Origin of the sequence: Paenibacillus sp. B-A-8 (assembly GCF_048572915.1) — a bacterium.
Taxonomy (GTDB): Bacteria; Bacillota; Bacilli; order Paenibacillales; family Paenibacillaceae; genus Paenibacillus_AQ.
In genome coordinates this window covers 1,220,502-1,232,963 of record NZ_CP183882.1, presented here as the reverse complement: position 1 = coordinate 1,232,963, position 12,462 = coordinate 1,220,502, and the positions used below count along the sequence as shown (strand labels likewise).

Genomic DNA, 12,462 nt, shown 5'->3' with positions numbered 1-12,462 from the left:
AATTCGTGAATGATATACAATAGAGGTAGTGCTAATCTTTAAAAATTACTTACTTGATGAGGTGTATTGGATAGTGATGAAGAAGACCGTTATTTTTAAAGAAAATGATCAATTTACAATTAAAGCTGATTTTTATGAAACAAACCGTTCCCAAGCCCCTGCTATTGTATACATTCACGGAGGCGGCCTACTTTGGGGTGATCGAGAAGATCTATCCGAGGAAATGATACAACTCTACACCAATAATGGCTTTGCGCTGTTTTCGATTGATTATAGATTAGCTCCTAGATCAACCCTATCTGACATCCTTGAAGATGTCCAAGACGGCCTTCTTTGGTTAGTGAATGAAGGACCCAAGGAATTCTCCATTGATCCCTCAAGGATTGCTGTGGTGGGAAGCTCCGCAGGTGGTTTCCTTGCGCTATGCACAGGAATGTTTACCCATAAGCCGCGTGCGATTGTCTCCTTCTATGGATATGGCGATATTAGTGCACAATGGGCACTAGAACCTAGTAAATTCTATTGTGAAAAAGATATCGTCTCTATGGAGATTGCAAAAAGTACGGTGTCCGATCAAATCATTACGAACGCAACCGTTGACGAACGTTTTCTTCTCTATTTATATGCTAGACAATCCGGTCAGTGGATACAAGAAGTGACGGGTTTGAATCCTTCTCTACATAAGGAAGAACTCCTCAAATTCTGTCCTATTCATCATGTAACTAAGGAATTCCCCCCTACATTGTTATTGCACGGAACAAATGATGTAGATGTACCCTATGAACAATCAGCATTCATGAGAGCTGCGCTAGTGAAAGAAGGGGTACCCGCAAAGCTTATAACCATTCCTAACGGAGAGCATGTATTTGAAAAAGATTTCAATAATCCTGTAGTGCAAAAAGCTCTTCATCAGGTGATTGATTTCCTTCAGCTTCATCTTACTGAGTAGTTCTGTAAAAGAACAGGAAAATCCGGCACTAAAATAGTGCCGGAAAATATAGGATACCGCCTGAATTATTTCTTGTTTAATTCGTGGAAATGCGTCCATAAATGATCGCAATCTTCTCTTGCTTCCACTTTAATCATATTGACAATACTCTCATCATGACCCACAAAATATTCACGAAGGTGGATGTCAGAGAAGCCATGCTCTTTCGCATCGTCTCTTGTGCTGCAATAATGAACTTCTTTAACACCTGACCAAATGATAGCGCCCATACACATTGGACAGGGTTCACAGGTTGCGTATATTACGCAATCCGATAAGTCCATGGTGTCTAGCTTTTTGCAGGCTTCTCGGATGGCTACCATTTCCGCATGTGCAGAAGGATCCGTATCTCTCATCATCGTATTGCTAACCGCTGCAATTACTTCATCGCCTCGAACAATCGTTGCACCAAACGGGCCCCCAAATTTCTTATTCATACCCTCGATCGTTGCATCTACCGCCAATTTCATGTAATCCATTTCAAAATTCCTCCTCTAGTTTAATTGGGATGATTTTAGTGTTTTGCTAAAGATGGTGTATAGAACAAACGAAACAATTAAACCACTAAAGAAAGCAAAATCATTCATCCTAACTAGGAAGGGGATACCCTTAAGAAATGCACCTGACATAGGAAGGATGAAGCTGACTGCTAGAACAGCCATCGCAACAGGATTGTAACCATTCTTATATTCACCGTTGCTGCCTGTTGGGACATAGATATTATCAAGATTTAATACTCTTTTCCGATGAATAAAGAAGCTTGAAAGCATAATACCCGCAATTGGACCAAAGATGGACCCGATAAAGCTATAGAAGTAAAATAAGGTCGTCGTACTTTCTACAAGCTTCCATGGCAAAATCAAAGTTCCAACAATAGCTGTTAAGACACCTGCAGTCTTTACAGTGAATTTTTTCGGGAAAAGGGATGACATTTGCAAGCCCGCTGGTAATAAGTTTGCAAACACTACGAAGGCGATTGCTCCTACGTTTAGCGCAAGAATCAATACAACAACCGCGAAAGTGTTTTCAATTTTATCAATGGCATGAACGATATTAAAGATCGGTTCACCAAAGGCAATTTCAGTACCCGCGATTAAAGCCACACAAGTGATGGCAAAAAGAATATAAGACAAGATAAACCCTACAGGCAATCCAATCATAGCCGCTTTTGGTGATTTCGCACGATGCGTGAAGTCTGACATATTCACCACAGGACCCGCCCAGTTAGATACCAATGCACTCACGCAAGCGATAAAGACTAGCGGACTGGAACTTGGATTCGCTGGTACATACTCTAAAATCGGTCCGAACCCTCCAGCAATCTTGATCGCCCAAACAGCAGCACCAATAATAAACACATACACTACTGGAGATGACCAGTTACCGAACTTACCTAATGTTTTCATTCCGCCTAAGAACAACAGAACCGTTGCTGTCCAAAGAATTGCGTAAGAGATCATTGTCGGGAATGCTAACCCGAATAATGTAAAGCCACCGCCTAAATCCATATAATTCGGAATAAATCTGGCAAATATAACATTTAGCGATTCTGCACCTACAACAGTAGTGGTTCCAAAGAATACTAATCCGGCAACAAGGCCTCGTATTAATGCAGGTATAATCGCTCCCTTTACCCCAAACGAATCACGAAGCAACATCGCGAATGGCAGCCCGTATTTGGAAGCAGAATACCCATTTAAAGCATAAAATGCGGAGACAATGATGGCTGAAAGCATGACGGCAAAAAGCACTTGTGTTGTGTTCAACCCTAAGACGAAGAAACCTGCTACTGTCATATACGACATAATATTATGAACAGCGCCCATCCAGAGTGTTATATAGTTGGACATTCCCCAGTCTCTTTGGTCAGGCTTTTTAGGCAGTAATTCCTCACCGTAACCGTATGATTTGTACTTATCATAATTTTGTTCCAATTTTGCTTGATCCATGTCTACACTTCCCGCCTCTTAATATAGTTATTAGGTGTACTACGGAAGTCTGGAGGAACTAAAATCTTAAATTTACTTTACGATATGAGTGCCTGCCTTTTCATTAATCGCATCTTTCAAGCTTTCCGGATTCGTAATAATAACCCGCGTTCCGCTGTTCTCTAAGAAGCTTAAACTTGCCTCGATTTTAGGCAGCATACTTCCTGCTGGGAAGTGATTTTCCAGTACATATTGTTTAGTCTCATCAACCGTCATTTTGGAAAGCTCTTTTTGATTCGGCTTACCATAGTTGATGCATACTCTAGACACTCCCGTTGTAATAATTAATGTCTCCGCATGGATTTGTTCTGCTAAAAGACTCGTGGCAAAATCCTTATCGATAACTGCATCGATACCTTTGTACGTGTTATCATCAGACTTCACGACTGCGATACCTCCACCGCCTGCAGCGACAACGACAAATCCCCCATCGATTAATGACTTAATTGCGTCTTTCTCCACAATATCTATAGGTCTTGGGGACGGAACAACTCTACGGTATCCTCGGCCAGAGTCTTCTACAAAGCTCCATTCAGGATGCTCTTGTTTCATTTCTTCAGCTTGCTCTTGGGAAAAGAAAGATCCCACCGGCTTCGTCGGATTCTTAAAATTAGGATCTTCTGAGCTTACTTCAACTTGCGTGATAACCGTAGCCACATTCTTATGGATCCCTCTAACTGCAAATTCATTAATTAAAGCTTGTTGAATTAAATAACCGATTCCACCTTGTGTATCAGCTCCACAGTTCACTAGTGGAACAGGAGACATACCGGCAATCTCATGTGCAATCTCAGATCTTCTTAGTCCAAACCCTACTTGTGGCCCGTTACCATGAGTAACGACGACATTGTAGCCTTCTTGCACCATATCAACAATATTGACGACCACTTCTTTTACTGCTTCAGATTGGTCATGAATCGAATCCAAGCCATTTTCCTTGACCAATGAGTTTCCGCCAATAGCAACGATTATAGTCTCTTTCATCTGGTGCCTCCTATGTTGCAATTCTTATGCTCTAACCGAGTAACTCAATAGATTGCTTTTTGTGTGAATGGTATAACGGGTTCGTTGGGTCATTCTTTATTGCGTTTTCGATGGCTTCAATGGCTTCTTTATGCTTCCCAAGCGATCTTAGACTGTTCGCCTTATGGAAGAAGAAGTCATATCTATTCGGCTGAACAGCTAGCAGCTTATCCATCTCAATAACTGCTTCTTCGTGTCTCCCAAGCTCTCTTAAATAATTTGATTTGTGGTAACGATAGAACGTTTCATTAGGTGCCAGCTCACAGGCTTTATCATATTCCTGAAGAGCCTCCTCAGGTTTTTTCCATAGTCTTAAACAATTCGCTGTATAGAAATAGAATTCTAAATTAGCAGGATCCATAGATAAAACGCTTTCATAGCATTGAAGTGCCTCTTCGTATCTCTTTAATTCCTGCAAGAAATAACCTTTATAATAGATGAAATCCAGGTTGTCAGCATCCACTTCCAGCGCCCTGTCCATGACAGATATAGCTTCTTCATATTGATCGCTGTTAGCGAGAGCCTTTGCCTGCTTCACATATTCGTTATTTTCTTGGAAGCTATGTTCTAGAATCTTCACGACTTTATGCTGACCGTTCTCTTCGGCATGTTGTAGGGATGAGAGCCCATCTCGATCAGGCAAATGCACATCTGCCCCTGCATGAACAAGCGCTTCAATAATGTCAGAATATAGTCGTCCGCCATTCCCCAATATGACTGCTTCAAGCAGGGCTGACCAGCCTAAGTCATTGACATGATTCACTGGCACCCCAGCATCAATACACGCTTCTACGGTTTTTAAGTAGCCCTTTTCACTCGATGGTAACAGCGCTGTTCCTCCAAATCGATTCACGCTCTTCAAATCAGCACCACCAGCAATCATGAGACGCAGAATTTCATAGAATCCATTTGCTGCCGAGCAAATAAACGGTGAGAGTTGGGTAATATCTCTGGTGTTTACGTCACTTCCTGCTTCTATTAATCTTTTAGCAATCGCGATTTGATTGTTTTGTGTTGCCGCCATTAGCGCTGTTCGCCCAGCAGCATCTTTATAATCAACACTGGCACCTTTGCCTAATAGTTTCTCAACAGAAGCGAGTTCTCCCTGTTCACTCGCCTCAATAAGTTTTGTATTCAAGGATAGACTATCCAAAATTGTTCACTCCTTCACAACCTAACACGAGATGTCCGTCTAGTTCGAAATAAGAATGGTGGGCTAAACAAGTTAGCCCTTTTCTTATTTAATATTTTCACTTAATGCAAGTAATGCTTGTTCAAATGCTTCGATTGGAGGGTTAACGATACCTGCACCAATCATTCCAATCCCGGCATCTTTATGTGCAATAGCTGTATTAATAATCGGCATAATTCCAGTTTGAATAACTTTTTGAATATCAATACCTGTAGGAATCCCTATAAAGTCAAGCATTGGAATCGTCACGTTCGGATTTTCAGTGGTTGTGATTTCCGCCATTTTTGTGGTGTAGCTGATTGCATCATCAACGGTACCACCCACAAGCGACACAATCGCCGGTGCAGTTGCCATAGCAAATCCGCCAATGCCATAGGTCTCTGTGATCGCACTGTCACCTATATCAAGACCAGAATCTTCTGGTTTGTAACCGGCAAACATAGGACCAATTACTTGTTGTGCAGGACCTGTAAACCACACGTTTCCAGCTATTCCGCTCACACGAATACCAAATTCCACTCCGTTACGAGCCATTGTGGTAACAATGGTACTATTCTCAATGCCGTGCGCAGCATCAAGGGCACATTTACAAAGCGCCATCCATGTTGGACCCGAGAAATAGTCGCTGCTGCTAACGAATTCAAACACTTCTTTTTTCTGTTCAACGGTAAAATCGGTTTGGATAATATAAGGCGTTAGCGCTTGAATGAGCAGGGTTGTTCCAGCTACATTTCGGTTATGACACTCGTCCCCCATATGAAGGGCTTGGGATAGCATTAAACGCAGGTCAATGCCATTTGGATTTAGTTTCATCGCATCTCTTAAAATAGGACCCAAGACATCACGCATCCAAATCAGACGCTGGATAACACTCTCATCATTGGCACCCATACGAAGGATTTTGGACATTTGCTCACTTAAGTTTGTATAAGCAATATTGCCATAAGTTTTATTCTCAACAATATGCATAAACATGGAAGCGGATGTGACACCAGCCATGGAGCCTACACAGTTATGTTCATGACATGGCGAGAAGGTAATCTCTCCAGATGCAGCTAGTTCAGCGGCTTCTTCAATATTTGGGGCAAGGCCTTCAAATACAATGGCTCCTGTTACCGCACCTTTCATCGGACCATTCATACGTTCCCAAGTGATTGGCGGGCCAGCATGTAAAATCGTATTTTTCGTCATGCCCGGAACCACATTGATCGCTTGGTCAAAGCCAATTAGTACCGGCTGGGAATTAATAATTCGCTCGACAGCCTCTTTGTTAGCAGCTTCAATCTTATCTGTAACACTTGGATCTTCAAGCTTATCCAGCGCAGCAATTAATTCTGGGTTCCCTCTCCCTGGCGGCATCCACTCCAAGTGAGTTACATTCGCGTTTTGCTTTAACAAATCATCTCTAAAGTTCTCAATGCCTACATTAATGACATTTAGTTTATTCGTAAAAAGTTCATTGATTTTACTCATGACTATTCTCCTTTCACAACGAATTCTCTTGCTAGTAGACCTGCGTTCTGACTGCTGCTAGCATGTGTAGCACCAGAAGCTAACAATTTATTAATTTGACCTTCAATATTTTGACTATCTAGCTCGGTTCCAAGAATGTATCCAATAATCTCTAGATGTCTTCCTTCATCTTCCGCGGCTTGCTTCGCTTCGATAATTGCTGGAAGCATTGCGCCTACAGGATCTTCGTGTGCTCCGAAGCCTAGTACAAAGTCCATCACAATAACACCGACAGAAGGATCTTTCGCTTCTTGAATAAATCTTTCAATCCGAGTGGATGGATCTATCATTGGATGTGGTTTACCTTGTGTAAATTGGTCGTCTCCGAAGTCTATAAAGGTATGATCTTGGCTTACTCTAACATCTTTTAAGCGATATTCAGGATCTCTCTGAATGTTACTGTAGACATTGTCGAATTTCTCCATAGCAATGTGCATCGCTTCATCACAGAGCGTACCGCCACTAAATAGTCCACGGATATATTTTTGCTCAGGCTTTAATTTCGCACGTACTTCTTCAATAAGTGGAAGATTTAACGCACGTTTGTTAAGCTTCGATTCGTCTGCTCCAGCTAAAAGCACCGCTTTAAGTGCCGCTTCTTTTGACATTTTTGCAAAATGACCGCCAGCTTGGGTGACCTTTTCTTCATTCCCACCCACAAACCAAACCACAACTGGTTTCTTACATTGTTTAATTTGTGCTAGTACTTTCTCTTCTACACTTGGTGCTGGTGGTTTAGATACGAGAACAATAACCTTTGTTGCATCATCCTCTTCTAGCGCTTTAATTCCAGCCAGCATCATAATGCCGCCAACCTCTTCACTTAGATCTCTACCGCCCGTACCGATCAACTGTGTGATTCCACCGCCAAATTCATGAATACGAACCGTTACCTCTTGGCTACCTGTTCCTGATGCGCCGACGATCCCAATATTGCCTTTTCTCACGGCATTTGCAAAACACAAAGCGACATTACCAATAATTGCAGTACCACAGTCTGGCCCCATCATTAGCAAGCCTTTTTCTTGGGCTAAAGTTTTTAATTCAATTTCATCTTCAATACTTACATTGTCGCTAAACAACATGACGTGAAGATTATTTTCAAGCGCTTTTCTTGCTTCTCTAGGAGCGTAACTCCCATTTACCGCAATAATCGCTAAGTTAGCATCAGGAGTACCGTTTACAGCTGAGGTAATTGTTGAGTATTTAACTTCACTCTTTCCTTTAGAGGAATCTTTCTTTTTCGTTAATAATTCATTGATACTTTCGAAAGCACGCTCACATAGCTCTTCAGAGGCAGCCTTCACAATAATCACTAAGTCACTTGTTTTGGCACTTTCTACTTCAGGGGTCATCAAGCCCACATTTCTAATGACCTCTTTATTCATTTCAGTACCCATTGCAATAATGGCTTGTTCTACGATTTCGATCTGATTCGCTTTTGTTGAGAGTGACATCAAAGATACGGAATCGATATAAGTGTTTGGTTTTACTAAAACTTGTACAGTCATATTTGTACCTCCCATTTACATGTTCATTTCCAGCCCTGCAATAATTCCTAGGGCTATATCTGTACCCGACGTGGAGCCTATAGCCAATACCCTACGTAAAGATGAGATTAATTCTTCTTCACTACCTCTAAATAAAGCCTCCATTAAATCAATAATGGTCTCTCTTACCTGGCCAGCGGCTGCTTTTGCTAATGCCATATAGCTGATATCATTGGTTAAAGCTTTCGCATGTAAGACGACTTCTTCACAAAACGAATGGTGTGAAAAGTATTGATGATTCTCGATGTTAAAGACGGTAAACAATCCCACCAAGAAATCATCACCGGCTGGCGTTAAGCCTGGTCCAAGGCCTATGAGCGAAGCTGCATGTATGATTGCAGTAGCCATTCGCTTATTTTGCAATTCCGATACAAGTAACTGCGTCCGTTCATGAAGCATTCTAGACATTTCATCGTCAAAAGGATTGCCACTTTTGAAAGCCCTTTCAATTCTGCTGTTATTTCCGTGAAGTTTGATATATTGCTTCATGGTGGATAAATTAATTTTTAAGACATCCGCTACTGAAGGGTACTCGGGCAATATACAAGTCCAATTCTTAATACCTTCTATTGTTATAGACATCTTATTAGTAATCGACAGAACCGAATGATCCGAACATACAAGGTCATTCACCCTAATATCTGCTTCTTCAAAGTCTTCTAAGTCAATAATAAGTGTATTAGGCGCATTATCGATTCCCTTACACGCAATAGTATACAAATCACCACTATCCAAACATTGAATATTGAGTGTACGATTAAACGTGCTATGAACAAAACCATGAAACTTATGATGATTGATTTGCTGAATAAAATCGTCATCACCGGATTTTGCAAATCTCACTAGCGTCACCTCTGTTTTAATTCCTTATTTTAAAAAAGGTGATTGACCTCCTTTACACGTCTAAAGATTGATAAATGGATTGGATAATATCATTTGGTTACATCGTACAAAGGTAACTTAGAGCGTAACTACCTTACGCACTTAATATATAATATACTGGTAGGGATCGTCATCGTTTAAGCGAACCAAAAAGAGTGCATCCTATTTGTGCATGTTATACAAGGGAATGTGTTAAAAGTGTGTCTGAGGAGCGTGCCAAAAATTGCTAACCGTTAAAGACTTAATGAAGATCAAGGCTATAGAGGGAATCAAAATTGTGGCTGGAGAAACAGGAATTGATAAATCCATATCCATCGTTAACATTATAGAGAATCCTGATGCCTTTGACTGGCTTTCTCCTAACGAACTACTCTTATCGACAGGCTATATCTTTAAAAATAATGCAGAATTACAAAACCGAATAATTAAGGAGCTTGCAGAGCTCAACTGTTCAGGATTGGTTGTGAAAATGAAACGGTACTTTGACAAGCTTCCACAGAACATGATTGATGAAGCCAATAAGTACGGCTTACCCCTTCTGGAACTGCCTTTTGAATATACACTCTCTAACATGATCTCGATCATTAATGAGAAGGTTTCCGGAAGATATGATCTGCTCAATAGAAAAACTTTAGATATACATAACTTGTTCTTCAAAATCACCCTTGAAGGCGGCGGTATTGAAAAGATAACCTCCATGTTATCTGAAACGATTAGTAATCCTATTATCATCGTAGACAAGGATTGGCGATTACTACATCACACAGAGCATGCGAAGAACAACAGCCCACTCGAGTATTATCTTGATTTTTCAAATCGACAGCCTGTTTTTAATAAAGAGTTCATCGATACCATTCCCACCAATCTAAATGAAATGAAAAAGTCTATTAAGAGGACCTATCGTTCAGAAGGTGCGGAAATAAAATGTCGGGTCATTCCTGTCGCTGCTTCTAACTATATTTATGGCTATATTGTGATTTGGCAGACGGTACAAGAGTTATCCGAATTTGATTACATTATTTTGCAGCAAGCCTCCACCATCATGGCACTCGAGCTGATCAAAGCAAAGGAAATTAGCGAACTTGAAATAAGAATTAAGCAGGACTCCATTGATGATTTACTTTCGGGGAAAATCTCTTCGCAGGAAGCGCTGCAAACCTTATGCTATCTTCATGGATTAAATCCGAGCTATATGTATTACAGTATGGTGATAAATATTGAAATGAATGAAGCAGACAAGTTTGAAGATATGATTATTGGAAAGTACAAAATGGAGTCCACTGCCAAAAAGTGTGTGGATATCATTTATAACTATTCGCATCAAGCGATTGGAGAAATTAAGTGCTTTTATAGAAATAACAGAGTCATCATTCTAGTAGGACAAAATGAAGAAAGACCTCCTGTTTCGATTAGTGATGCCAAGTTATATGCGAATGAACTACTCGAGGTACTTATTCAAAAAACGAAGGAAACACTCTTAATAGGCATTGGTCAGCAATATAGTACAATCAGCTCGCTGCATAAAAGCTTTTCTGAGGCGAACGAAATGATTAAATTAATGCAACAAAAAAACCTTCAAAACAAGGTCTCACATTTCGAGGATTATTCGGTTTACCACCTGTTGGAAGCCAATATCAAAGTCGTAGCCTTAGAAGAATTTTTCCGAAAGTGTCTAGGTAAGGTGTTTGATCATGATCAATTACATGGTACAAGTTATATGTTAACTTTAGAAAATTACTTTATTAACAATCTGAATGTCACCGAAACTTCAAAGGCTATGTTTTTGCACAGAAACACACTTATCTATCGAATCGAGAAGATTAAAGAAATCCTAAATCTGGACTTAAAGCATTCAGAAGAACTACTGCGGATTCAATTAGCATTAAAGATATATAGCATTTTAAACAAAACGATTTAAGCATAAACGCCTTCGGCGTCCTTATTAGGACGATAAGCGTTTATGCGAGAAATATAAGACATAAAGTAGGGTGTAAAACTTATACTTGCTTATATTTTAAAAAAAAGCTCCCCATACAGCAGCAGGGTTCATTATTTCACCTGTCTACTATATGGGGAGTTTTCTTAGACATACTTATCTCGGCCAGACAACATTCCAAACGTCATCACGAGTCCAGAAATAACGAACAGTGTGATCAGTGGAATCGTCCACACTTGGGTCATATCGTATAAATATCCGATCAATATAGGTCCTATGGCTGCAAGCATGTATCCCGTTGATTGAGCCATCCCAGATAACTCTGCAGCTTGATTTCCATTTCGAGCACGAATTCCGATATAACTTAACGCCAGTGGAAAATTCCCTCCCAAAGCGATACCAATTAAGATAATACTTAGGATCATTATTGGGTAAGATGAGCCCATCCATAGTCCACCATAACCAACAATGGAGCACATGCCTAATGCAAATGCAATCCACACTTGAGAGCGTAGTCGTCCAGCCAGAATAGGAACAAGAAAGCTAGCAGGTACGCCTACAATTTGTGTGAAGGATAGCAACCAGCCTGCTGTACCTCTACTTATGCCATAGTTATATAAGATTTCAGGTAACCAAGACATTGTTATATAAAATAATGAAGACTGAAACCCCATGAATAGAGCTATTTTCCAAGCGAGTGGTGAACGCCAGATTTGCTTAGCACTGACACTTACGCTTTTTATTGCCTTACCTTTGGCTGGATTTAATCGAAGCAGAACGATCCATACCAAGATCGCTATGATTGTCGGAATTCCCCATACAATTAAAGCTCCGTCCCACCCAAGCTTCAGATCATGAGCTAGAGGAATACTAATACCTGATGCTAACGATGCAAATAATCCCATTGAAGTGGAATAAACACTTGTCATTAGACCGAACCTTTGAGGGAATTTCTCCTTCACAACTACCGGCAAAAGAACATTTCCAATGGCTATTCCTACCCCCACCAATAACGTTCCAAAGAAAATAAAGAGCGTCATTGAAATAGAACGGATACAAATACCAACCAAAAGAACAACTAAACCTAACAATAGTGTCTTCTCGTTGGATAAACGAGTAGCGATTTTGGGAACGAGAGACGACATAACAGCAAAGGATATCAAAGGTATACTCATTAATAAACCTGCACTCCAATGTGCAAGCCCTACATCCTCTTGTATAATTCCCACTAGTGGACCAACCGATGTAATAGCGGGCCGTAAATTAAAGGCTACCAGAACAATCCCCGTAATAAGTAAAATAATATATAACGAATTCTTGTTGTCTTGTGTCTGTGGTGATTGCAAAAACTAAATCTCCCCTCAAGTAATCAAAGCTACGCAAATGATCTT

Annotated in this window: 10 protein-coding genes; 2 read left to right on the top strand and 8 right to left on the bottom strand. The window is 40.5% G+C overall.

Going from position 1 to position 12,462, the window contains the following annotated elements; translation table 11 throughout:
- Positions 1-76 precede the first annotated feature (76 nt).
- Positions 77-949, top strand: coding sequence for an alpha/beta hydrolase (locus ACN6MV_RS05450; RefSeq protein ID WP_042131873.1), 873 nt, complete (start codon positions 77-79; stop codon positions 947-949).
- 65 nt (positions 950-1,014) lie between these two features.
- Here ACN6MV_RS05450 and ACN6MV_RS05445 read toward each other — a convergent pair whose 3' ends face one another.
- The 7 genes from ACN6MV_RS05445 to ACN6MV_RS05415 form a co-directional block, all read right to left on the bottom strand.
- Positions 1,015-1,467 (bottom strand): nucleoside deaminase, encoded by a 453-nt coding sequence (locus tag ACN6MV_RS05445; RefSeq protein WP_339289441.1) that lies wholly within the window; start codon positions 1,465-1,467, stop codon positions 1,015-1,017.
- 15 nt (positions 1,468-1,482) lie between these two features.
- Complete coding sequence (locus ACN6MV_RS05440) at positions 1,483-2,937, bottom strand: cytosine permease (protein ID WP_042124598.1); 1,455 nt, start codon at positions 2,935-2,937, stop codon at positions 1,483-1,485.
- A 72-nt stretch (positions 2,938-3,009) separates the two neighbouring features.
- A complete protein-coding gene (gene arcC / locus ACN6MV_RS05435) occupies positions 3,010-3,960 on the bottom strand; it encodes a carbamate kinase (protein WP_042124596.1) in 951 nt (316 codons plus the stop codon).
- A gap of 31 nt (positions 3,961-3,991) precedes the next feature.
- Positions 3,992-5,152, bottom strand: coding sequence for an ankyrin repeat domain-containing protein (locus ACN6MV_RS05430; protein ID WP_419885865.1), 1,161 nt, complete (start codon positions 5,150-5,152; stop codon positions 3,992-3,994).
- Positions 5,153-5,236: 84 nt separating this feature from the next.
- Positions 5,237-6,664: a DUF1116 domain-containing protein gene (locus tag ACN6MV_RS05425; protein WP_042124592.1), complete on the bottom strand. Its 1,428-nt coding sequence runs from the start codon at positions 6,662-6,664 to the stop codon at positions 5,237-5,239.
- Between the two features lie 2 nt (positions 6,665-6,666).
- Positions 6,667-8,214: an acyl-CoA synthetase FdrA gene (fdrA, locus tag ACN6MV_RS05420; RefSeq protein WP_339289435.1), complete on the bottom strand. Its 1,548-nt coding sequence runs from the start codon at positions 8,212-8,214 to the stop codon at positions 6,667-6,669.
- Positions 8,215-8,229: 15 nt separating this feature from the next.
- Positions 8,230-9,096 (bottom strand): DUF2877 domain-containing protein, encoded by an 867-nt coding sequence (locus ACN6MV_RS05415; protein WP_419885864.1) that lies wholly within the window; start codon positions 9,094-9,096, stop codon positions 8,230-8,232.
- Between the two features lie 262 nt (positions 9,097-9,358).
- On the opposite strand from ACN6MV_RS05415, the gene ACN6MV_RS05410 reads away from it, so the two are divergent.
- Positions 9,359-11,053: a PucR family transcriptional regulator gene (locus ACN6MV_RS05410; RefSeq protein WP_076117993.1), complete on the top strand. Its 1,695-nt coding sequence runs from the start codon at positions 9,359-9,361 to the stop codon at positions 11,051-11,053.
- Positions 11,054-11,217: 164 nt separating this feature from the next.
- On the opposite strand, the gene ACN6MV_RS05405 is transcribed toward ACN6MV_RS05410, so the two are convergent.
- Complete coding sequence (locus ACN6MV_RS05405) at positions 11,218-12,417, bottom strand: CynX/NimT family MFS transporter (protein WP_042124585.1); 1,200 nt, start codon at positions 12,415-12,417, stop codon at positions 11,218-11,220.
- Positions 12,418-12,462: the final 45 nt, after the last annotated feature.